Genomic DNA, 23,727 nt, shown 5'->3' on the forward strand with positions numbered 1-23,727 from the left:
TGCGCGGAACCTGGCTTGGCTTTTTTTTTCGTTAATGGATAACCATTGATCGAATGGGATCTTGGGCCCAGCCTACAAGTCTAACTACGAGTTTAATATGTCGAACCATGACCTAAATGACGAAATTATAGAAGGTTCAAATGATCTAAATGACATGTATAATATGTTAGTAATATAATGTATAATTCAAATGGGTGCTGAATCTCGACATCTATGACGGAACAGGCAACAAAGTGACTGGCGAATAAGCTGTGCTGCGCAGTGATGTCAATGCCGCTGATACGTATCAGTCCATTATTATGGAGGCAGAGTCTTACTTAAACTAAGGGGGACAGACATGCATGAAGCTGCACAAAAAATTAATGATCGTATATTTAGTGACCATTTTACTTCCGATCGTAGGGCTAACGAATTACTTCCTTAATCAAATGTCCGACCTCATTATCCGGTACGTCTCTGATTCTTATCAAAAGATATTAATCCAATCCAACAACGGCATTTACTACAATATCCGATTTTATGAAAGCATTCTTGACAATTTAACGGTGTCGGAGTCCGTTCAAAACGTACTTTCGGAACCCGAAGTATACCGGGAAAAAGGCGTCATTATTATGAACCGGGAAATCTCTCGTGCGGTCCGGTTTATCCAAGCCTATCAGGCGACCGATGTCGAGAGCATCGAGTTTTTCTCCACATCACCTGATGTTATGTCTGATGGCGTATACCTTTTTCCAGTGGATAGGCTTCGAAAGGTTCTCGGGTTGAACGAGATACCGGACTCGAAGTTTTGGATACTTGAGCAGGTTGACGGTAAATATTATTATGCGTTGGTGCGGCCGATTTACAGCATCGGGGAGTTTAAGAAAATTGGTTACATAAAGCTAACGATCCAGATCCCTTCCGTGACGTATGTACAGGAAACGTTGGGCAACAAAGCTGACGCTAGCGGAAGCTTAATCATTGCAGACAGTAAGGGAACCATCATGTTTCACCCTGATACCGATCAACTTGGCAAACCGCTTCCACAGGAAATCGTCGAACAGACCAGTGAGGATCGAAGCTCCGAATCCGAGCTGAGCCTTCCTATTCAGGGAACCGACTATGTCATGTGGTACCGCAAGCTCCAGAATGTTGACTGGACGATGTATCTGCTTGTTCCCAAAGCGTCGATTCAATCCAAAGTGAATGAAATTCGGCAAACCATTTTGACAGTTAGTATCATTTGTATGATTATTTTCTCATTTCTGACCTTGCTTATTACCCGTCAACTGACCCGTGGGATTCGACGTCTCCACGCGAAAGTATCTCGGGTAGGCAGGGGAGTGCTCTCTACGAGCCGCAGAGTCCATGTTAAAGGCGATGAGATCGATGAACTAGATCGTAATTTTGATAACATGCTCGATAATTTACGAGACCTCATTCACCAAAACTATGTGGAAAAACTGGAAAGAAGGGAAATGGAGCTCAATTTTTTACAAGCTCAAATTAATCCTCATTTCCTATACAATACACTGGATGCAATCAAGAACGAGATTGACATGGACGAGAAGCAGACGGCCATTGGCATGGTTGTCGCACTAGCGGACCTCTTTCGAATATCGGTATCCAAGGGAAGTAACACCATCCGTTTCGAACAAGAAATTGATCACGCCAAATGCTATTTGAAAATTCTGGAAATCCGTTTCGGTGCTCGACATACGATCGAATGGCAAATAGATCCGCAGATACCAAGTCTCTATACCTTGAAAATTATCCTTCAGCCTCTCCTAGAAAATGCGATCCAGCATGGGCTGAAGGGAATTGCGGGAGGCTCTGTAACCGTGATAGGCGAGCTCACAGAGCAGGCTGTCATCGTGACCGTTCGTGACAATGGTGTGGGGATGACGAAGGCTCAAGCTGAAACTTTGCTTAGTGAACATTCGCCCAGCAAGGGCATCGGGTTGTACAACGTGAACAGTCGAATTCGGATGTATTTCGGCAGTGAGTATGGCTTGTCCATTAAGTCCGAGCCCGGGGAAGGAACGGAAGTTATATTAACGCTGCCAGTGCTTGAGGGGGTTGAACATGTATAAGCTGCTTATTGTGGAAGATGAATTATCAACACGCAAGTGGTTCACTAAGGTTATTAATTGGGAGCAAAATGGTTTTGAAGTCATTGCGATTGTGGAGGATGGGCAGCAAGCATGGGAAATCCTGAAGGAACGTCCTGAAGTGGACGTGGTGATGACCGATATCCGGATGCCCTATATGGATGGTTTGGAACTAACGGAACGCATCCGATCACTGCCTGGTGAACCTGTGGAAATTGTCATTCTTAGCGGTTTCGGAGAATTCGATTATGCGCAGCAGGCCATTAAGCTTGGCGTGCGCGATTACTTGCTGAAGCCTGTGACCAAAGAGCAATTAACAGAAGTATTTGAGATCATCGCGCGAAGACTGGATGAGCGTCATTTGCAGTCGACGAAAATCCAATATGCGAATCAAATGCAGAAGGAGAAGGCATTGTTGGAAAAAGCGCAAATCTATGAGCGTTGGCTAACGCGCAAAGACATCCTGATCTCTCCAGAGCGGTGGTTCAATCCATTTGACGCTCAATTAGACTTCGTGAATGGCTCATTTCTTATGCTTGTCGCGGAATTCGATGATTACACTAAGTTCACCGATAATTACAACGATGAAGACCAGAAACTATGCCGCTTCATCGTTCATAATATTTTGGATGAAATCACTCACAATTACGGAGCGGTAGATTCTGTGCTGATGCCGCCGAACCGTTACGTTTTCCTCCTTGAAGCTGGATCAGAAAAAGCTGTCGATCACAAAGGACTTCTTGCGGGCCATGCTTTCCAAGAGAGCTTAAACAAATATTTACGGTTATTTAGCGTTCAACTTTCAGTAGGATGCAGTCAACAGTTCGAGGGTATTTCCAATGTTCCCGAGGCATATGATCAAGCCTTCAAGGCGCTTAGGCATAAATTTTTCACGGGTAAAGGGTCTGTCAATCTTTTTCATCCATCACCGCAAGGACAAAATGAGGGTTTCTACCCGACTGAGCTTGAAAAGAGACTCATCATTGCCTTTAAGCAAGGCGACGAACAAGGGGGATATAGACTCTTTAACGAATTTCTGGGGAATATGTGCAGCAGCGGGGAATCAGAGGATTCCATACGTTTCATCGTGGGCGAGATGCTCGTTAATCTGTTTCGTCAGCTCAGGGAAGTTAAGTCTCTTCCTGTGACGAGCGAAGTCATGGAAATGTTTATAGAGGAAATCCGCCGTCAGGAAACGTATGTTGAGCTTACCGAGAAGGCGAAAGAGTTGATTCAGTTTATGCTTCAATCGATCGCCATCGAAGCCCTTTCCCTGTCTCCGGTCTCCAAAGGCATTGAATACATGAAGATCAAGCTGTCTCGGGATATTTCTCTTCAGGAGGTTGCTGAATATGTGGGCATCAGTGCTTCTTATTTCAGTACCTTATTTAAGCAAGAGAAGGGTTATAACTTCGTAGATTTTCTCGTTCGCCTTCGAATGGAGAAGAGCTTGGAACTGCTTGAACGAACGTCCTTAACCGTAGCTCAAGTAGGGGATGAGGTCGGATATCAGAGTTACCGCTATTTTACAAAGGTATTCAAAGATTACTATGCGATGACGCCCACCCAATTCAGGGAAAGGCTCAAGATAACGTGAAATTCAAGATGAAGTGAGAATCAAAAAACATGATAATTCCAAAGAAAGTGATACCTGATCATAAATATTTGGACTTACAGGTGGGTATTTATGCATGATATGATAAATATATCAAATGGAACCTATGAGCAAGTCCTATAAGGAGGTAAAACGCTTACAATGGAATCACTAACAAATTCTATGACGCAAGTTCAGCCCCGAAATCCGATGTCATTCAAGCGTTTGCTTTGGAAACGCATCTGGCAGCATAAAGTATTTTACTTATTCATGCTGCCAGGCATCATTTGGTTCTTCATTTTTTCTTACGTTCCCCTATACGGCATTCAAGTGGCGTTTCGTAATTTTACATTCACCGGCGGCTTCTCAGGAAGTCCTTGGGCCGGCTTGAAATACTTTCGCCAATTCTTCGATTATTATCAATCAACAGAGCTCATACGTAACACCATTGTGATCAGTTTATCAAAGCTTCTCATCGGTTTTCCAATGCCGATTATTCTCGCGATTCTTTTGAATGAAGTTCGCAGAGTGAAATTCAAAAAAGTTGTCCAGACCCTTTCCTACTTACCTTACTTCGTATCTTGGGTCGTAGTCGTGACGCTGATGCAGCGCCTCCTAACTCCGTACGGAGGACCGTTGAATGACCTGCTTGCCTCAATTGGCATGGAGCGCATTCAATTCCTTTACAACACGACATGGTTTTATCCCATGATATTGGGGTCTGATGTTTGGAAAAATATTGGATGGAACTCGATCATCTATATGGCGGCAATAGCCGGGATTGATCAGCAATTATACGAAGCGGCGAAGATTGACGGCGCGAATCGTTTTCGGCAAGTGTGGCATGTCACGCTCCCTGGCATTCGCAACATTGCCGTGATCCTCTTTATTCTCTCCGTCGGTGGCTTGATGAGCGCCGGGTACGAACAGCTGCTTCTCTTGAATGGGCCTGCAACAGCCCGAATTGGCAGCGTCCTCGACGTGCATGTTATCACTTCCGGTATTAGTGGAGGTCGACTAAGCTATGCGGCTGCTGTTGGTTTGTTCCAGAGCATCATCGGTCTGGTGATGATTCTTGTTGTCAACCGAATCGCTAAGAAATACAGCGACGTGTCCCTTTTTTAAAAGTAAATGCTTACGAAGAAAGTTTACTCACGAAGACGCTAAGGAAGTGATGAGATGAAGCGCGATTTTTCCTTGTTCAGCCTACTAAATTATATCATCCTGGCGCTGATCGGTTTCTCGATGATCTACCCGTTCATTTACATTCTCGTGTACTCACTAAACGATGGAAATGACTCCATGCAGGGTGCGCTGTATTTCTGGCCTCGGCAGTTTACATTAGATAACTACGCGCAAGTGTTCCACAATCCTCGTATCTGGCAAGCTTACAAGATTACACTGCTGCGTACGTTTCTCGGCACATTTCTACACGTGCTTTTGTGTACCCTTATGGCCTACGCATTAGCAAAGAAAACACTGCCGGGAAGAACATTTTTCACTTTCTATATCTTTTTGCCTACGATTTTTAGCGCGGGTTTCATTCCTTACTTCATCACGCTGCAAAAGCTTCATCTGATCAACTCTTTCTGGGTGTATATCATTCCGATGTTATTCAACTTCATGCATATCGTCATCATCCGGACGTTCCTGCAGGGGATACCGGAAGAGCTGGACGAGTCGGCACGCATTGACGGATATGGTGATTTCACGATCTTCTTGAAAATTATCCTGCCCTTATCAGGTCCAGTGCTAGCAACAATAAGTTTGTTCATTGGTGTCGCACATTGGAACGATTGGTTTGCTGGGGCTTACTACGTATCCAACAAAAACCTAGTTCCTGTTCAGACGCTGCTGCAGCAAATGCTGACTGAAGCGGAAGCGCTCTCGAATTCGATGCAACGGGCAGCTCAGCAAGGTGGTCAAACGATTAGCGTGAATCCAGCCGGTTCAACGCCCGAATCATTACGGATGGCGCTCTTGGTTATCACCGTCTTCCCGATTTTGTGCATCTACCCATTCCTGCAAAAGTATTTTGTCAAAGGCGTCTTGCTAGGCTCCGTTAAGGGTTAGCTGTCCTCGAATTTGGGGGGCTTATCATATAAAAATGAAGGAGGGTTCTCATGAAAAAGAAATGGTCTAGAGGTGCTTCCGTTGTATTAGCATTAACGCTTGCTGGTGGTTTAGTAGGTTGTACTCAGAAGGATGACACGTCTCCAAGCCCAAGTGCAAATTCAAGCACAAGTCCAAGTGCAACTGCTAAAACGGACACCAAGAAAGAGGTCACGCTTAAAGTTTTGCACAATTGGAATGGTTCCAGCGGCTCTGAGAGCGACATGAATGCCGTCGCCAAAGTGATTAAGGAGAAAACCGGGGTAACGGTTCAAATGGAATACACCAAAGGAAGCGAAGTGGAGAAAGTCAATACGATCTTCGCGACGCAGGACTTGCCAGATATATATACGGGACCAGCGTGGGGCGGGGAGCTGGATGGTATCATCAAAGCTGCAAAAGAGGGTCAACTCGTTGATCTCTCAGGCAAGCTGGCTAATTATCCCAACCTAGCCAAAGAAATCGCCAAGGAAAACGTACCGCCTGCACTCTACGAAAAAGGAATCGACGCCTATAGTGGCAAAAAATATTTGCTATACCAAAATCATCCCGCAACGGATAAGGATGCCATGGACTGGCTATACGGCTTCTATGTACGCAAGGACATTGCAGATAAAGTAGGCGTCGATCCGCAGTCCGTCAAAACAAAGGACGACTTATACAATTTCTTGAAGAAGATCAAAGATGCGGGCCTCAAGGAAAGTGGTCAACCTGTCATTCCACTCGGCGGCTTTCACAATGGTTGGGCTGTTAATATCGGCGATCAGATGTTTATGGGTTCTGGCTTCCTTGATAAAGGGGATGGCTCTCTAGAGAATAATTTCTTTACGAAAGCATATGAAGACTATACGTTATACTATCGGAAGCTGGTTTCCCAAGGATTGCTCGATTCCGAAGCGTTTACGCAGACGGATCCAATCGCAAATGAGAAAGTAAAGCAAGGGCGCGTAGCCGTCCTCGCAGCTCACTATCCAGCTATTCTTGATGCTTCCAAGGACTACGTCCAGTCTCACCCAGGCAGCGATTATGTGCCTGTAGGTCCACTGGAAAGAGCTGGCGCTGAAGCCAACCGTCCGGCCGATCTAGGCGTGCAAGGCAACAATGTGACCGTCATTACGAAGCAAGCTAAGGATGTGGATGCAGCCCTGCGTCTGCTGGATTTCCTAGCTTCTGATGAAGGCTTCATGCTTACTCGCTACGGCGTTCAAGGCGTCCATTGGGATATGCAGAACGGTAAACCGACAGCGAAAAAGGAATGGTTTGATAAGTTTGTGAATGACAAAACCGGGAAGTTGAAAAAGAACGAAGGGATTGGCGTCGGCTACGAAAGTTTAACCGGTCTGGACCGTACGAATTCCAGAGGTAACGGGGACATCTGGGCTGATCAGAATCGCGTGGCCGCTTTAGAGAAAGCTCGTAAAATTTTACGCCCGAACGGCATTAAAGTCATCACAGCCTACAATCCTTGGGACGTCATTACGAAAGCCCCTCAATGGGAATCGCTCAAGCCATCCATGGATAAAACCGGTGACGTTTGGAAGGAAGCGATATTTGCCAAGTCTGATGAGGCGGCACTCAAAATCATAAATGATTTACGTGGACAGCTGGTAAAAACAGGATATCGTGAAGCGATTAAATTCACGAATGATAATCTAAAAGGTAAAGAAGTTGTAAAATTTCAAATGCCTAACTAAAACTTAACAAGAAGCCGCACAGGCGGTGAACAACGGGAGAGGCGAAAAGACTCTCCCGTTCTCGTTCAGCCGAGAGGCGACTCATAGAGGAGGGATTACCTTTGTCGAGACCGGTATCGGATAGGAAGGAATGGACGGGTTTCCAAGAATCGCGTCCGTATGGGACGAAGTACGATTTGCGCAGCGATTTTGTCATGGTGTATGGCATCTCGGACGACTTGGAGGAACGAATTGCCGGGTGGAAAGAAAGGGGATATATCATCCACCTGATGACAGGTGTGTCATGGGGAGAATACCAAGACTATTTGTACGGAAAGTATGATGGTCGTGATCATTGGGATGAAGCTCAGACCAATCGCGCCGGTGACCACCTGCTGCACGGCAAAGACGTGCCCTATATGGTCCCGACGATCTCCTTTAGCGAGTACCTTGCTGCCGGTATTAAGCGGGCGATCGACAGTGGGGCCGAAGCCATCCATCTGGAGGAGCCGGAGTTTTGGGTTGCCGGCGGATATTCAGAAGCCTTCAAGCGGGAATGGCGCATCTTTTATCAGGAGCCGTGGATACCGCCTCATGAGTCGCCAGACGCGCAGTACCGGGCGTCCAAGTTGAAGGCGTATCTGTACTATCGCACGCTAGATCGCTTATGTGCGCAGATGAAGGAATATGCGGAAGTCAATTATGGGCGTGCGATCCGTTTTTATGTGCCGACGCATAGTCTGATCAATTATACGCAATGGCGGATTGTGAGTCCGGAAGCGCTGCTCGTCAACATGCCAGCTTGCGACGGGTTTATTGCTCAAGTATGGACGGGGACCGCGCGCACGCGAAATGTGTACAAAGGCATTCGTGAGGAGCGAACGTTCGAAACGGCATTCCTTGAATACGGTGTCATGCAAGAGCTCGTTCGCGGCACGGGACGTGATATGTGGTTTCTGCATGATCCAATTGAGGACAATCCGAATTACACGTGGTCGGACTATAAGGTCAATTATGAAGATACAGTCGTGGCTTCGCTGCTTCATCCTTACGTAAACAATTACGAAATATGCCCTTGGCCGCGAAGAGTGTTCGAGATTGCCTATCCGAAGGAAGACGGTAAAGGGAAAGAAATGATCCCGTCCGATTATGCGACCGAGCTGTTGACCGTCATGCACGTACTTCGTGATATGCACCGCCATGAGGAAATCATGTCCGATGAACAAACCGAAGGAATCGGTCTCCTCCTTGCTAACTCAGCGATGTTCCAACGGGGTGACATTGAGCTGCAGTCAGATGAGGCTGACTTTCGTTACGATGGCACCATCAGTTCGCTAATTCTCCCTTCCGAGCATCACGAAGAGATGCTGAATTGGTCGGCATTCTATGGGCTGGCGCTGCCGCTTGTTAAACATGGCATACCGCTTCGCCCGGTTCAGCTGGACAATTTGCTTCATTTCCCGGGGTATTTGGACGATTACCGGGTGCTGCTGCTCAGTTATGAATTTATGAAACCGGAGCACGCCGGTCTTCACCAAGTGCTGTCGCAGTGGATACGAGAAGGAGGCTGCTTAATCTATGTTGGAGATGGCAGTGACCCGTACCACGACGTCAAGGAATGGTGGAACCAAGGGGCCAAAGCCTACGAACGGCCAGATGATCACCTGTTCGAGGCCATTGGGATGGGGCGCCGCCCTGAGGATGGGGAGTACCGGATAGGTCAAGGCGGTGTTATCGTTCACCGCGTACATCCAGCTCGACTAGCTGAAACCGAAGACGGTGCGAATTGGGTCCGCGAAAGCGTGAAGCGTGCACTAAACATGCGCGGTGATGAGGAGCCATTGCGCGAAAAACAATACCTTCAAATCCGCCGAGGTCCCTATGTCGCGACACGCGTCATGACGGAGTCGCTTACGGATGAGGCTGTTATCGTTCATGGCAGTTATATCGACCTTTTCGATGCCAGACTTGCTATTGTGAGCAATCCGGTTGTCGAACCAGGCAAGGGCAGTCTTTTGTATGACCTTGAGGCAGCTCCTGATCTGACCTCAGCCGTCATCGTCAGTTCATCGCGAATCCGCGACGAGGAACCCGTCGTAAATGGGAAGTTCCAGTTCGTCTCCGAGGCGCCTGAAGGAGTAACTGTTAGTTCAAGGCTCCAACTGACAGAGGAACCCCGTCTTGTCATTGCGGATGGTCATGAAGTTGTAGATCGAAGTTGGGAACCCGGATCTCGAACGCTTCTAATCCGCTATCCCGGCGTGCCGGAGGGGACACTCGTTACGGTTATTTTCGAAAAGGGATAAATTGTATGAGGATGGAAACCCTACTCTCAGGAAGGTGAGAGCAGAATGGACAACGAGAACATGAATCTGTTGAATAAACAGGAATTAGATGAAGCCAACATGCAGGAAGATATCTGTAATCCGGATTTTGAATTGATACGCGATTATGCCAAGCAGCTTAATGGAGAGATGGAAGTTGATAAGCAAGACAATTGAAATCTAGCAGTATGGTGCTTCGGCAGCATTGCATGTAACAAAGGCATTTCGCTCTATTAGGAGGCCACTGAAAAAGTCCTTTCATACGAAAAAGGTACAATCCCTCAAGAAAATTGAGGAGGCTGTACCTTTTTTGTCGTATAATTAAGGCATCACGAAAAGTGGGTGAGAGCAGATGATTCGGCAACAACAAACTTTGGTTCTGAGTCCTTACGCGGCACTGTATGACATCGTCGTGCCGAAGGACAATATGCTCCGTCAAATCAACGAACTGGTGGACTTCACTTTCATATATGAGGAACTGGAAGCAAAATATTGTTTGGACAATGGACGTAACGCCATTGACCCCATTCGCATGTTTAAATATCTACTGTTGAAATCCATCTTTGAACTATCTGACGTAGACATTGTTGAGCGCTCTAAGTATGACCTTTCGTTCAAATATTTCCTAGGTATGGCGCCGGAGGATCCGGTTATTGACTCGAGTTCGTTGACGAAATTTCGCAAGCTGCGGTTAAAAGACATCAACCTGTTGGACATGCTTATCGGGAAGACGGTAGTTCTCGCCATCGAGCAGAATATTCTGAAGAGCAACTCCATTATCGTTGACGCTACGCATTCGAAAGCGCGCTATAACCAGAAATCACCGCAAGAAATTCTACAAGATCGTGCACGGAAATTACGAAAGGCCGTTTACAGCGTGGATGAATTGGCCAAAGATGATGATCGTTGATGATGAACCGTTAGTTCGTTTGGCCTTGCATCATTTGATCGATTGGCAAGCTCTCCATATTGAAATCGTGTGCGAAGCGGGTGACGGTGTCGAAGGTCTCGGGCTTCTTAAGGCCCATGGCGACATCGACTTGCTGCTAGTCGATATCCAAATGCCGCGAATGAACGGCATAGCGCTATTAAAGGCATTGAATGACCCAGCATTAACGAAGCATCCGCTTCCAATTATCCTTAGCGCTTATAGCGATTACAGCTATGTGAGAGAAGCTTTCCTTCTCGGCGCTCTGGATTACATCGTCAAGGTGGATATGGATGAGGAGCATATCGTTCCGGTTATCACTAAAGCCCTAGAGGAGTTAGTGCGATTAGGCGGCGTATCGAAGAGAGAAGAGATTGGGCACGCGGACAAGCAGCTAGTCCAACAATCGGATAAGGATGCGCTACTACAAAAGCTTCTAGACTTCGATTTGAAGGAAGACGCAGAGTCGTTCGAACAATGGCTTTTATCAGCAAGCGGTTTGTTAAATGAAACAAACGAGATGGCGATCATCATTCAAATAGCACAAGCTATCGATACGACGAAGCTGCATGGTTTCATCCAACAAACGATCCAAACTGTTCTTCATGAAATGTCCATTTTGCATGAAATTGTTCGACGGGAGGCTGGCGAATATGTCTTATTGTGCGCGTTCCCGCACGATCGCAGCGAATCGGCTATTCGTTCCCAAATTCATAGCGCACTGACCATGATTCAAACTCGCCTGCTGCAATACGTGAACGCTTCTATTTCGGTAGGCATAAGCGATTTGGCAAATGGCTGTAGGCAGTGGCCTCGCTTATACCAACAGGCCAAGCAGTTGGCAGCGAAAAGTTATTTTGCCGGCTTGGGGAAGCTGTTTTATCGGGAATCGGCGTCCCATGAATCCGGTGTGAAAGACAACGGGGACCACGAGTTGTGGAAAGACTTGAGGGCTGGGAGGCTTGTACTACTTCAAGCTCTGAAGCAACCTGACGAAAGTCAGTGGGTTCGCGACTATGAGCAATTGGAGAAGCGAATGTCTGATGCGAGGCAGGAGCTGCCTGACAAGGTGCGGGCTTTCTTCGTCGATATGTTGTGGGAGCTCGGTGCTGTTCTTTATCCGAAAGGCATACGCTTGGAGGAGGTACAGCCTACTGCTCACAATCCATTTGATGAAATCAAACAGCTGGAGACGCTGGAGGAAACGCAGCAGTATGTCAGACTGCTAGTACAGCGTGCTCATTCAGCTATTCACGGGAATAGCCTCATGAACGCAGCGCGCTATAGTCCTTCTATTACTAGTGCAAAAAAATTCCTCGATTTGCATTATCGTGAGGAAATTAATCAGTCGCTCATCAGTGAGATGGTGGGCGTGAGCGAAAGCTACTTGAGCAAGCAGTTCGTCAAAGAAGTCGGCTGCAATTTCATCCACTATTTGACGAAGCTGCGTATCGAAGAGGCGAAGCGGCTGCTCGAACTGGGGATCAAAATTTCCGATATTTCGGAGAGAATTGGATACCTAAACCCCGAGCATTTTAGCCGCATTTTCAAGAAAATGACGGGTTTTAGCCCGAAGGCCTATCGGGAGAGTTTGGGGAAAGTATAGGGTTAAAGAACTAGCGATGATCTTACGCTAGTTCTTTTTTTTGTGAATATTGCCAATGATTTTAGAAATAGTCTATTGCTTTGGAGAAATAATCAGTTTGCTGAATGAAAATCAACATGCCACTTCTCATTTTACTCATATTTAAGTCAGGGGCGTTCCATTAATCTAAGGGAAGAGATGCATCTCACCATAAAATTACTGGAGGGTCAATGAATGAAGAAAATGTTAGCTTCTACAATGACTGTCTTGATGATGGGCACAATGATTGCTTGCTCCTCTCAGACGGGATCTACACCTAGTACAACGAAAGAAACGCAATCGCCATCCGCGAACAATGCCGTGACGACATACCCAATCAAAACCGATAAGACACTTACTTATTGGGGCGAGTTGACCCCGAATTTAACCGGTGTTAAAACAACCCACGCTGAAGTTCCTTTCTTTCAAGATTGGCAGAAGAAGACGGGCGTGCAGCTCAAGTTCTCCGCACCGCCTACGGGTCAGGCCAAAGAGGCACTTAATGTTATGTTGGCATCCGGGGATTTGCCGGATATCATCGAATATAATTTCCTTACTTTCCCGGGTGGACCAGAGAAGGCAATTAAGGATGGATACATCCTTAAATTGAATGATTTGATCGACAAGCATGCGCCTAACCTTAAGAAATTTCTGAAAGACAATCCCGAAATTGACAAAATGGGTAAAAACCGATAGCGGCAGCTACTATGCGTTTCCTTTCATTCGGGGAGATGAGTATCTGCAAGTATTCCAAGGTCCAATTATTCGCAAAGATTGGCTAGACGAGGTAGGTATTCCTGTACCGGAAACGATTGATGAATGGACAACTGCTCTTAAAGCGTTTAAAGAAAAGAAAGGAGCAGCTGCACCTCTTTCATTCATCAGTAAACCGAACTTTTTCAATGACTCTTATAATGGCGCGTTTCTAGGGGCTTTTGGGGTTAACCGCAATTTCTATTTGGAAAATGGACAAATCAAATTCGGTCCAGCTGAGAGCGGATACAAGGATTATATGGCATTATTCAGCAAATGGTATAAAGAGGGCTTGCTGGATAAAAATATTGCCACTGTCGACTCGAAAGCGTTGGATGGAAACTTCTCTACAGCTAGCACGGGAGCAAGTATTGGGAATGCTGGAGGCGGTATTGGGAAATGGCAGCCGATTGTCCAAGCGAAAGATCCCAAAGCACAATTGGTGGCAGCTCCTTACCCGGTATTGAAAAAAGGTGATATCCCTAAATTTGGTCAAAAGGATAAACCGTATTCCTCTGGAGGCATTGTTGCCATTACGACGAAGGCGAAAGATGCTGAATTAGCGACGAAGCTGCTGGATTATGGTTATAGTGAAGCTGGACGCATGTTTTTCAACTTCGGTACAGAAGGTGTTAGCTACAATTTAGAGAACGGTTATCCGAAATATACAGATTTATTGATGAAAAATCCCGATAAACTAGCTCCGGCGCAAGCGATGTCCATGTATGTTCGCGGCAGCTACAACGGTCCTTTTATCCAAGATAAACGATATGCCGAACAATTCTTTACATTGCCAACCCAGCGTGAGGCGATCAATGTTTGGAAGAAAACGGATATAGATAAGTATAGTCTGCCTCCGCTTACGCCAACGCCGGAAGAGAGTTCGGAATATGCAAAAATCATGAGTGACATCAACACCCTGGTAGATGAAATGACGTTAAAAATCGTTCTTGGAACGGAATCCGTCGATCAATATCAGAAATACTTAGATAAAATGAAATCTTTGAAATTGGATCGTGCTATTGAAATTCAAAAGGCGGCTTTGGATCGTTATAACAAAAGATAATGCGGAACTGAGTGGAGAGAGCTTTGCTCTCTCCATCCATTCAGAATGAGGTGAGGGAAAAGATGGAGAATACGCAACCGCTCAAAAGAATGGCACTAGCAAAGAAAAAACCGGGCATAAATCGATATGTTCGTGATTTCATAATGAATAAGTACTTATATCTGATGATGGTTCCTGTGCTTGTCTATTATATTATCTTTCATTATGCCCCGATGTATGGAGCACTGATTGCATTCAAAGAATATTCACCCATGAAAGGGATTATCGGCAGTGAGTGGGTAGGATTCAAACATTTTCAAGATTTTTTCAGCAGTTTTTACTTTTGGCGTATTTTAAAGAACACCCTTGTTATCAGTTTGTACTCCTTGGTATTTGAATTCCCAGCGCCGATAATTCTGGCATTGTTAATCAATGAAGTGCGCAGCAAGATGTTCAAGCGTGTGGCTCAGACCATTACGTACATGCCTTACTTTATTTCACTTGTTGTTATTTGTGGGATTATAACTGATTTTACGAACGCGGATGGTGTGATCAACAAGATCCTTATGACGTTTGGATATGATGGCCAAGCGATGCTGCAGAAGCCTGATTTATTCCGTCCTATTTATATTCTATCGGAGATTTGGCAGCGAATTGGTTGGGAGTCCATCATTTATATTGCGGCATTAATGGGTATTGATACCGAGCAGTATGAAGCTGCGCGTATGGACGGAGCAACCAGGTGGAAGCAAATCATTCATATCACCTTACCCGGCATCATGCCAACGATTGCTATCATGTTCATATTGCGAATGGGGAATTTATTAAATGTAGGCTTCGAGAAAATTATTCTCCTTTACAATCCGGTTACTTATGAAACCGCGGATGTCATTTCTTCCTTTGTGTATCGTAAGGGATTACTTGAATTCGGATGGAGTTACAGCTCAGCAGTCGGCTTATTTAACTCTGTAATCAATCTAATTTTATTGGTTTCAGCCAATTATATCAGCCGCAAAGTAAATGAAAGCAGCTTATGGTGAGGTGAAGCAAATGAATAAGGGACCTAGTATAGTTGAAAGATTATTCGATATTGGTATTCATCTAATTTTAGTAGTGCTAGTGGTTGCTACTTTATATCCATTGCTATATGTCGTGTTGGCATCCTTTAGTGATGCAGGTCAGCTCGTGGCTCACAAGGGAATTCTGTATAAATCCTTAGGTTTTAGTCTGGAAGCGTACAAAGGTGTCATGAAAAACCCAGGTATTCTGATCGGATACCGTAATACGCTATTTATCGTTGTGTTCGGTATTTTAGTGAATATTTTGATGACAGCTTTAGGGGCTTACGTGCTTTCACGGAAAAATGTCATTTGGAATAAAGCATTTATGCTGATCATCGTTTTCACCATGTTCTTTCACGGTGGCTTAATTCCTTTATATCTAGTTGTGAAGAATGTTGGCCTTCTGGACTCGTTGTGGGCTACGATTATTCCATTTGCGATCGGTACCTTCAATCTTATTATCATGCGTACAGCCTTCATGTCTGTACCCGATAGTTTGGAAGAATCAGCTAAAATCGATGGCGCGAACCATTTTACCATCTTGTTCAAAATCATTATTCCGCTTTCCATGCCGGTCATCGCGGTTATGATTCTCTATTATGCGGTTGATAAATGGAATGCCTGGTTCTACGCTTCTGTATTTATTAAAAGCAGAGACCTATTCCCCTTACAACTTGTACTCCGTGAGATATTAATCTCGAATTCTACAGACGGAATGTCAGTAGGGGCAGATGCGGGAGATCGACATCAAATAGGTGAAACAATTAAATATGCAACGATTATCGTAGCAACAGTACCTGTACTTTGTATCTATCCTTTTGTTCAACGTTACTTTGTAAAAGGGGTTATGGTAGGTTCTTTGAAGGGGTAAAACCGTTTAAAACGGGTTAAATAGAGCTTTTGTCAATCGGTTTTGTTATTTTGGACATTCCTCCCCTTGCAATCAGAGGTATAATAGAGGTAAGTGGAGACAATCCCTTCAGACATTCATCCACCATTCAATGGGAGGAGATCCATGTGAAGATCCGATTTCTTTGGCAGAAGCGAAAAAGCATTATTTTTACTTGGTTAATTTCATATAGCGCGGTGTTGTTCGTACCCATGATGATGAGTTGGATTATTTATATGCAATCCAGTGAAGCACTTAAGAGCGAGATTCATCGTGCGAATGATTCCTTATTGAAACAAGTCCGATATACGATAGATAATCAAATCGATTTAATGAAACGATTGAATATGGAGATCACTTGGAATACCAAGCTTCAAAGCTTAATGTACTCCAATCTACGGTCAAACGACGATCAGTTCCTCGCTTTTCAATTGGTGAAAGAATTTAGGATGTACCAAACGTCTTACGCAACGATTGATGAATTTTATGTCACTTGGGATCAGGAATCATCGATCCTCCGTCCGGGGAATGTCAGGGACCTGAAGACAGCTTTTGATACGATCCACAACACAGGAACGCTTCGATACGAGCAATGGCTAGATACGATACATAATGCCGCTAATAACCAATTTCTCTTATTGCCACGCGCGGATGCGGCGAATCCTCAAAACTCAATCGCTTATATTGCACACCTGCCAAAGGATTTGAACGGCAAACAAACCGGTACCGTCGTCGTCATGGCAGACATGGAAAGATTCCAGAAGGCGATGGAAACAATCTCAGGATTTAGTGGCGGACAGATCTTAATTCTTAATCATGATAATCAAGTTCTTCTTTCCAATTTACCTGTGTCGGTCAATAAGAACCTTATTTTGGAGCAATTGTTAGATAGGGATGATGTGATGTATAAGCCAGCGAAGAATGGGGATTCAGAGCTATTTTATATGCAATCTGCTGTGTCTGATTTGAAATATGTTTTGGTTATTCCTAGTCGTATTTATTGGGAGAAAGCGGAATATGTCCGTAAATTCACCTATATTAGCATTTTAATAAGTTTAATGGGAGCAGGCGTATTGACATGGTTTTTTATGCGCCGCAATTATTCGCCTATTCAGCGGCTGGTTCAGTCGCTTTCTGATAAGAATTCCACCCAGGAACGGCCAGATGGAAATGAACTCAATTTCATCCAAAGAGCAATTTCACAAACAAGAAATGAAAAAGATAAAATTGCTTTACAATTGCAATCTCATCACCATGTGCTGCGTTCCAATATGTTGAATCGGCTCCTGAAAGGGAAGATGGATACACTGATTCCATATGAGGAAGCTTTCAAATCGTTCCATATTGATTTAATCTCTAATGATTTTGCCGTCATTTTATTTGCTGTTGAGAATCAGGACAGCCTTTCTACCAATTTGCCGGGAATGGATATGAATGAAAGAAGGAAACTCATACAGTTCATTATAACCAATGTCGTGGAAGAGCTTGTTGGGCAGCGTGGGCATGCGGGTTATGTGGCTGAAGTAGATGATATGATGGTTTGTCTTGTGAACTTTGCAGATATCGAAGCTGTCGAAATGAAACAAGACCTTCATTGGATTGCCACAGAAGCACAGCGGTTTTTAATTAGATTCAACATGGATCTTACGGTATCCATCGGCGGAATCCATGGCTCCTTGTTTGGAGTCGCCGAGGCGTATAGTGAGGCATTGGATGCCATGGAATATAAGATGGTTCGAGGAAAAAGAGAGATCATCACCTACGATGAGATTCGAATCGATTCCACGGATCAGCAACAGCTGGGCTATTATTATCCGCTTCAGGTCGAGCAGCAGATTATCAATCTGATAAAAATTGGCGATTTTGAACAGGCTAGTGCGTGTATGAACGAAATTATGGAGCGGAATTTCAATAAGCCCCTCGTGTTACTGACCTTGGCGAGATGTCTCATTTTCAATCTTGTCGGTACGATGGTGAAGGCGATCAATGAACTAGGAGACGGTGAAAGCCGTATTTTAGAAGATAATCCACTGTGGATGGATAAGATCATCGCCTGTGATACGATACTGGAAATGCAGCATGAACTCCTAACCTTGCTCAAAGAAGTTTGTGCATTTGCAGCTGTGAAAATGGAGACGAACTTGTCCAAAGAGCGTGCAGAGACGCTGCGTGAGCTTATCTCCAAGGTGACTCGTTACATCGACGAGCATTATCAGGATTCTAATTTAAATGTGAATACAATCGGTGAACGCTTTGAGTTAAAAGGTAGTTATATCTCTAAATTGTTTAAGGATCAAACGGGTGAGGGACTGCTCGATTACATCACGAAGGTTCGCATTCAGCAAGCCAAACGCATGATCAGCTATAAGCAAGACTCCATATCCGATATTGCCAATTATGTGGGTTACAATGAGGTCGCGACGTTCATTCGAGTGTTCAAAAAGTACGAGGGGATTACACCTGGGAAATTCAAGGAAATGAACTGATTCACGCTAGGGATTAAGGCTATGGAGGGTTACCAGATGAGTCAAAGACGTATAAGTACCTCAATCCTATTGTTCATGTGGGTAATTACCCTGTTGTTATCGGCTTGTACTTCTGGAAATAACCCAGCAAAGCCTGCAGAGGAGCCGATTAAAGACACTGCCAAGGTAGAACAACCTGATCAGGCCAAGAAGACGCTATCTTATTGGTCTGAACTTAACGGCAATGCGGCGAGTGTAAAACCGAACATTCAGGACATACCGTTCTTCCAAGAATGGCAGAAGCGGACAGGGGTAAGGATAACTTTCATTCAACCGCCATCTAATCAAGCGAAAGAAGCGATGAATGTCTTATTAGCGTCAGGCGATTTGCCCGATATGATGGAATACGAATGGGATAACCATCCTGGAGGACCAGAGAAGGCGATCAATGACGGTTATATTTTGAAATTGAATGATCTCATAGATAAACATGCTCCGAATCTGAAAAAATACTTGCGTGAACACCCAGAAATAGACAAACAGGTCAAAACGGATAATGGCAGTTATTATGTATTTCCATTCATACGGGGTGACGAATTGCTTCGGACCTTTCAGGGGCCTATCATCCGTCAGGATTGGCTTCAAGAACTTGGTCTCCAGACACCTACAACAATAGATGAGTGGTATACAGTTTTAAAAGCGTTTAAAGAGAAAAAGGGAATCGCTGCTCCTTTGACCTTCTTAGGTGTTCCCAATCCGTTATTCGGCATTGAAGGCGGTGCTTTCGTGGGTGCCTATGGGATCAAAAAAGGGTTCTACTTGGATAACGGCCAAGTGAAGTATGGGCCGATGGAAGAGGGCTATAAACAGTTTCTCGCTACTTTTCGCAAATGGTATGCAGAAGGGTTGATTGACAAAAATATCGCTACAGTTGATACCAAAACGTTGGATGCCAATATGATTTCAGGAAGAAGCGGGGCAACGATATGGAATGCTGGCGCAGGTATTGGAAAATGGCAGCCCATCGTTCAGGACAAAGAAAAGGCTGCATTGTTAGGTCCTGCACCTTATCCGGTGTTGATAAAAGGCAATAAGCCTAAGTTCGGGCAGCGGAGCTATGCGTATGTGGGGACAGGCGGGGTTGCCATTTCAAGCAAAAGCAAGAACGCTGAAGCAGCAGCGAAGCTGCTAGATTACGGATATAGCGCAGAAGGTCATATGCTTTTCAATTTCGGGATCGAGGGAATTAGTTATAACATGGAAGGCGGATACCCGAGATATACGGATTTAATTTTGAAAAATCCCAATAAACTCGCGCCATCTCAAGCGCTTTCGATGTATAATCGGGCTAGTTACTTTGGTCCCTTCGTCCAGGACGTTCGTTATATGGAGCAATATTACACATTGCCCCAACAGAGGGAGGCCATTCAAGTTTGGGCAAATACCGATGTTGACAGTCATATACTCCCGCAAATGCCTAAGACAGAGTTAGAAAGCGCTGAGCTTTCTTCCATCATGATCGATGTTATGACGCTTGTCGACGAGATGTCGCTTAAAATCATACTCGGTGTGGAACCATTGGACGCTTTTGACACCTATGTGAGTAAAATTAAAGCCTCCAAGATTGATCGTGCCATTCAGATCCAGAAATCAGCTTTAGATAGATATTATAAGCGTTAAGAGTATTTATAAGAGGGCTAATGCAACGTCTACTGACAATGTGTTAGCCCTTTTCCTACGTTTTCCTGAACAAGTAGAACGAAATCAAACCTCTGGAGGAAACTATGGTCTCTCGGTATTCCTATTTCATCAGATTGATCACATTTACTACACTGATTAGTACGATTCCGCTTATGTTTTTGGGCATCTACGCTTTCTTTCAATCCACTTCTACGGTCCAAACGAAAGTCAATGAAGCGAACGTTTTCATTTTGCAGCAGTCGCAAAGCCGGGTCGAACAGATTTTAAAGGTCATCGATCAAGTATCTAGGCGCTATGCGGAAACTCCGCTTGTCGTTGGTGCCATTTCCAAACGGATGGAAATTGAAGATTTTCAGGACATTGATTTGCTTGTTAAAGGGCTTCTTGGCGTGCAAACCTATGAGCTGGGAGTTAAGGATGTGGAACTGCATAGTCTTAGGAATGATTGGTATATCAAAGACGGGGGCTTTTATTTCGGAAAGGACACGGTTATTAAGTCCTTCTCTTTGGACTCCGCATTTAATTCACGCTGGTCCCCGGAGTTGGATCATACGTTTACTGGCATCAAACTGGTGAAGACAATCCCTTCCACGACCGCTGATCCAAAGGGATACTTGTCTGTTCGCGTGTCCAATATCGAGCTAGCCAAGCTGCTGACAGGCGGCTTTTCGACCCGGGAAACGATGATAGTTGACGACAAGATGAATATCATCATTCATACCAATGAGAAGAGAATCGGTCAAAGCGTTCTATCCGAGCCCTGGTCGCAGGAGCTGCAAAACAAGGGCAAGCAGCAGGGTTATTTTAACAGCACATCGCTTGGCAAGCCGTATAGTGTTGTGTACAACCATTCTAGGTACAATAACTGGACTTATGTATCCATCATTCCTATAGAGGAAGCGAAGAAGGAGTCCGCCAGTATCGGATGGGCGACTTTGACCGCATGTTTGCTTCTTTTGCTTTTTACTGGGCTGCTATCTTACTGGGGCTCGAAGCGAATATATTTCCCTGTGCGCAGCCTGATGGAGTTCACCATGAAGCAAAGCGGACCATCTGGAGAAGTAACGGTAGTTAAAGACGAATTACAGTGGATCGGTACACAGTTCGCTTCGCTGCATCAGTCGAAAGAACAGCTGGAAGGGAAAATGAAGATGCAGTCTGGCCAACTCGTCGATTACTTCATGTTGAAGCTTTTCCAAGGGGAGTTGAACCGTAGTGAATTGGAGGGAAAAATGAGTCAGTTTCAACTTCCTGCTTGGCGTAGATATGCGGTTCTGGTCATGCAAATCGATACCTTTGCGCAAACGCGGTATAGTTCCAATGAGCAGGATTTGCTGTTGTTTGCGATGAACAATATGGCCTCCGAATTGATCCCGACACCGCAGCGCATTCATGCAATGCCCATTGGTAATTATCAGGTTACACTGGTCGGGAGCGATGCTGAGAGTCACGGGATACTGCTAAGTGAGTTGAGTGGTCTAGCTGAGTCCGTACAGCGAGCTGTGGATGAATTTTTGGGACTCAAAGTCAGTGTAGGGATCAGCCGTCCGTATGAGACCATGTATGCCACACCGCAAGCGTTTCTTGAAGCCAAAGAAGCTTTGCAATATCGGATTCGACTTGGGGAAAAAGCCATTTTACATATCGGTGATCTGAAGCCGCAGATGACATCTCAGCCATACTATCCGCATCATCTGGTGTCGAAGCTTATACAGGCCATCACCTTTCTCGATAGGGACGAGGCCGGAGATCAGCTTCGTCAGTTTATTCAAGAAGTACTTAAGGCGGCAAGTGACCCCGCGCTTTATCGGATGTCCTTTGCCATGCTTTTGACAGATCTGGTGCGCGTAACTTACGACATAGGTGCTGCATTAATCATGGTTTCTCAGGAACATCGCAATAAATATGAGCAATTATTCAACTTGAAAACACCGGAAGAAATAGAAGACTGGTTCAAGTCGCAAATGATTGCCCCCATGATGGAGCTAACTCGCGAAGTGCATGAATTTTCCGGTAAAAGCATCTCTCGTTCTGTAAAGGATCTAATTCATGACCATTATGACAGCGATTTAACGTTAGAGCAGTGCGCGATGAGGTTGAATTACAGCACACATTACATTCGCCGGATGTTTCGTAAGGAAACCGGCATGAATTTTAGCGAATATTTGGCACGGTTTCGTCATGATATGGCCAAGAGCTGGCTGAGTGAAACCGAAATGAAGATCACTGAAGTTGCCGAACGTTTGCAGTATACGAACGCACAAAATTTTATCCGTCAGTTCCGCAAGCTTGAGGGAATGACGCCTGGTCAATATAGAGAGCAGAAGCTAAAGGAATCAGTTTGAAGGGAAGGGCTGATTCCAATGATTATCATAAGGAGCGCTATTGATTATAAAGCACGTTTTACAGACGTATCTCCCCATAAATAGGAAGTGGAGCGCTGTTGATTATTGAACGCAACTTTAGGCTTAGGTAATCTGAAGCTATCAACCGAATCAAGGAGGACAATGGATGGTGGAACTGATTTCTGCGCCGATCAAAGCGGCAGTCAGGAGCAATGCCCGCCACAGGTTATTAGCGAGACTGATTAAAAACAGGTGGCTGTATCTGATGGCAATTCCAGGCATGCTCTATTTTATTGTTTTTAAATACTTGCCTATGTGGGGGTTACTAATCGCCTTTCAGAATTACCAGCCTACGCTGGGAATGCTGCATAGCAAGTGGGTCGGGTTTCAGCATTTCGAACGCTTTTTCTTTGATAGCTCTTTTGTCATGCTGTTCAAAAACACGCTCATCTTGGCTTTTTACAATTTAGTTTTCTTTTTTCCACTGCCGATTATCATGGCTCTATTGTTAAATGAAGTCAGGAAAGAAGTGTTTAAGCGTACTATTCAAACGATTGTGTATATCCCTCATTTTGTATCTTGGGTTGTTGTCGTGGGGATTTCTTACATTTTCTTTACGACGGAAGGAGGGATTGTCAACGATGCATTTGCAGCGTTGGGACTTCCTAAAGTAGAATTTCTGATTTCAAGCGAATGGTTCCGTACGATGATCGTTTCACAGGTCGTTTGGAAAGAAACCGGTTGGGGGACGATTATCTTTCTGGCGGCATTGGCCGGGGTCGATCAGCAGTTGTATGAAGCTGCTACCATCGATGGTGCGGGTCGATTTCGGCAGGTGTGGCACATTACGCTTCCAGCCATACGAAGTGTCATCGTCATCCTGTTCATTCTAAGACTCGGCTCGTTCCTTGATACAGGATTTGAACAAATCTTCCTTATGCTGAACGCAATGAACCGTGATGTAGGCGAAGTATTCGATACATATGTCTACAATGTGGGAATTCAGCAGGGGCAATTCAGTTATAGTACAGCAGTTGGTTTGTTCAAATCGTTGATCGGACTGATGCTTGTTATGGGTGCGAACCGGATGGCCAAAAAATTCGGCGAAAACGGTCTGTATTAA

16 protein-coding genes and 1 pseudogene are annotated in these 23,727 nt (G+C 44.9%); all 17 read left to right on the plus strand.

The features are described from left to right. Positions 1-341 precede the first annotated feature (341 nt). The 17 genes and pseudogenes from QFZ81_RS09875 to QFZ81_RS09955 all read left to right on the plus strand — a co-directional run bounded on the left by QFZ81_RS09875 (position 342) and on the right by QFZ81_RS09955 (position 23,727). Positions 342-2,072 (plus strand): sensor histidine kinase, encoded by a 1,731-nt coding sequence (locus QFZ81_RS09875; protein ID WP_307444957.1) that lies wholly within the window; start codon positions 342-344, stop codon positions 2,070-2,072. Further along, positions 2,065-3,687, plus strand: a complete 1,623-nt coding sequence (locus tag QFZ81_RS09880; protein ID WP_307444956.1) for a response regulator — start codon at positions 2,065-2,067, stop codon at positions 3,685-3,687. The genes QFZ81_RS09875 and QFZ81_RS09880 overlap by 8 nt, the downstream gene beginning before the upstream one ends. 159 nt (positions 3,688-3,846) lie before the next feature. Then, complete coding sequence (locus QFZ81_RS09885) at positions 3,847-4,809, plus strand: ABC transporter permease (protein ID WP_307444954.1); 963 nt, start codon at positions 3,847-3,849, stop codon at positions 4,807-4,809. A 54-nt stretch (positions 4,810-4,863) separates the two neighbouring features. Beyond that, positions 4,864-5,757 (plus strand): carbohydrate ABC transporter permease, encoded by an 894-nt coding sequence (locus QFZ81_RS09890; RefSeq protein WP_307444952.1) that lies wholly within the window; start codon positions 4,864-4,866, stop codon positions 5,755-5,757. Positions 5,758-5,807: 50 nt separating this feature from the next. Further along, positions 5,808-7,490 (plus strand): type 2 periplasmic-binding domain-containing protein, encoded by a 1,683-nt coding sequence (locus QFZ81_RS09895; protein ID WP_307602567.1) that lies wholly within the window; start codon positions 5,808-5,810, stop codon positions 7,488-7,490. A gap of 101 nt (positions 7,491-7,591) precedes the next feature. Beyond that, complete coding sequence (locus tag QFZ81_RS09900; RefSeq protein WP_307444949.1) at positions 7,592-9,775, plus strand: hypothetical protein; 2,184 nt, start codon at positions 7,592-7,594, stop codon at positions 9,773-9,775. Positions 9,776-9,820: 45 nt separating this feature from the next. Beyond that, complete coding sequence (locus QFZ81_RS09905; protein ID WP_307444948.1) at positions 9,821-9,970, plus strand: hypothetical protein; 150 nt, start codon at positions 9,821-9,823, stop codon at positions 9,968-9,970. 175 nt (positions 9,971-10,145) lie between these two features. Continuing rightward, a pseudogene (locus QFZ81_RS09910) lies at positions 10,146-10,691 on the plus strand (transposase); the annotation flags it as partial. 1 nt (position 10,692) lies between these two features. After that, positions 10,693-12,327: a helix-turn-helix domain-containing protein gene (locus tag QFZ81_RS09915; RefSeq protein WP_373463769.1), complete on the plus strand. Its 1,635-nt coding sequence runs from the start codon at positions 10,693-10,695 to the stop codon at positions 12,325-12,327. A gap of 213 nt (positions 12,328-12,540) precedes the next feature. Then, the gene (locus QFZ81_RS09920; RefSeq protein WP_307602571.1) at positions 12,541-13,041 is read left to right on the plus strand and encodes an extracellular solute-binding protein; all 501 of its coding nucleotides are present in this window, start codon (positions 12,541-12,543) and stop codon (positions 13,039-13,041) included. Then, positions 13,016-14,164: a type 2 periplasmic-binding domain-containing protein gene (locus QFZ81_RS09925; protein WP_307602573.1), complete on the plus strand. Its 1,149-nt coding sequence runs from the start codon at positions 13,016-13,018 to the stop codon at positions 14,162-14,164. The genes QFZ81_RS09920 and QFZ81_RS09925 overlap by 26 nt, the downstream gene beginning before the upstream one ends. An 89-nt stretch (positions 14,165-14,253) precedes the next feature. After that, positions 14,254-15,183, plus strand: a complete 930-nt coding sequence (locus tag QFZ81_RS09930) for an ABC transporter permease (RefSeq protein ID WP_307449935.1) — start codon at positions 14,254-14,256, stop codon at positions 15,181-15,183. A gap of 10 nt (positions 15,184-15,193) precedes the next feature. Further along, on the plus strand, positions 15,194-16,075 hold the full coding sequence (locus QFZ81_RS09935; protein WP_307444916.1) for a carbohydrate ABC transporter permease: 882 nt from the start codon (positions 15,194-15,196) through the stop codon (positions 16,073-16,075). 146 nt (positions 16,076-16,221) lie between these two features. Then, complete coding sequence (locus QFZ81_RS09940) at positions 16,222-18,579, plus strand: helix-turn-helix domain-containing protein (RefSeq protein WP_307444915.1); 2,358 nt, start codon at positions 16,222-16,224, stop codon at positions 18,577-18,579. Positions 18,580-18,615: 36 nt separating this feature from the next. Then, positions 18,616-20,238, plus strand: coding sequence for an extracellular solute-binding protein (locus tag QFZ81_RS09945; RefSeq protein ID WP_307444913.1), 1,623 nt, complete (start codon positions 18,616-18,618; stop codon positions 20,236-20,238). 104 nt (positions 20,239-20,342) lie between these two features. Continuing rightward, complete coding sequence (locus tag QFZ81_RS09950) at positions 20,343-22,604, plus strand: helix-turn-helix domain-containing protein (RefSeq protein ID WP_307444911.1); 2,262 nt, start codon at positions 20,343-20,345, stop codon at positions 22,602-22,604. A gap of 166 nt (positions 22,605-22,770) precedes the next feature. After that, entirely contained in the window at positions 22,771-23,727 is a 957-nt protein-coding gene (locus tag QFZ81_RS09955; protein WP_307444909.1) for an ABC transporter permease, read from the plus strand.

Source organism: Paenibacillus sp. V4I9, assembly GCF_030817295.1.
Classification (GTDB): domain Bacteria; phylum Bacillota; class Bacilli; order Paenibacillales; family NBRC-103111; genus Paenibacillus_E.

Coding starts and splice junctions, on each gene's coding strand:
- QFZ81_RS09875 (WP_307444957.1), top strand. CDS start 342: ATGAAGCTGCACAAAAAATTAATGATCGTATATTTAGTGACCATTTTA.
- QFZ81_RS09880 (WP_307444956.1), top strand. CDS start 2,065: ATGTATAAGCTGCTTATTGTGGAAGATGAATTATCAACACGCAAGTGG.
- QFZ81_RS09885 (WP_307444954.1), top strand. CDS start 3,847: ATGGAATCACTAACAAATTCTATGACGCAAGTTCAGCCCCGAAATCCG.
- QFZ81_RS09890 (WP_307444952.1), top strand. CDS start 4,864: ATGAAGCGCGATTTTTCCTTGTTCAGCCTACTAAATTATATCATCCTG.
- QFZ81_RS09895 (WP_307602567.1), top strand. CDS start 5,808: ATGAAAAAGAAATGGTCTAGAGGTGCTTCCGTTGTATTAGCATTAACG.
- QFZ81_RS09905 (WP_307444948.1), top strand. CDS start 9,821: ATGGACAACGAGAACATGAATCTGTTGAATAAACAGGAATTAGATGAA.
- QFZ81_RS09915 (WP_373463769.1), top strand. CDS start 10,693: ATGATCGTTGATGATGAACCGTTAGTTCGTTTGGCCTTGCATCATTTG.
- QFZ81_RS09920 (WP_307602571.1), top strand. CDS start 12,541: ATGAAGAAAATGTTAGCTTCTACAATGACTGTCTTGATGATGGGCACA.
- QFZ81_RS09930 (WP_307449935.1), top strand. CDS start 14,254: ATGGCACTAGCAAAGAAAAAACCGGGCATAAATCGATATGTTCGTGAT.
- QFZ81_RS09935 (WP_307444916.1), top strand. CDS start 15,194: ATGAATAAGGGACCTAGTATAGTTGAAAGATTATTCGATATTGGTATT.
- QFZ81_RS09945 (WP_307444913.1), top strand. CDS start 18,616: ATGAGTCAAAGACGTATAAGTACCTCAATCCTATTGTTCATGTGGGTA.
- QFZ81_RS09950 (WP_307444911.1), top strand. CDS start 20,343: ATGGTCTCTCGGTATTCCTATTTCATCAGATTGATCACATTTACTACA.
- QFZ81_RS09955 (WP_307444909.1), top strand. CDS start 22,771: ATGGTGGAACTGATTTCTGCGCCGATCAAAGCGGCAGTCAGGAGCAAT.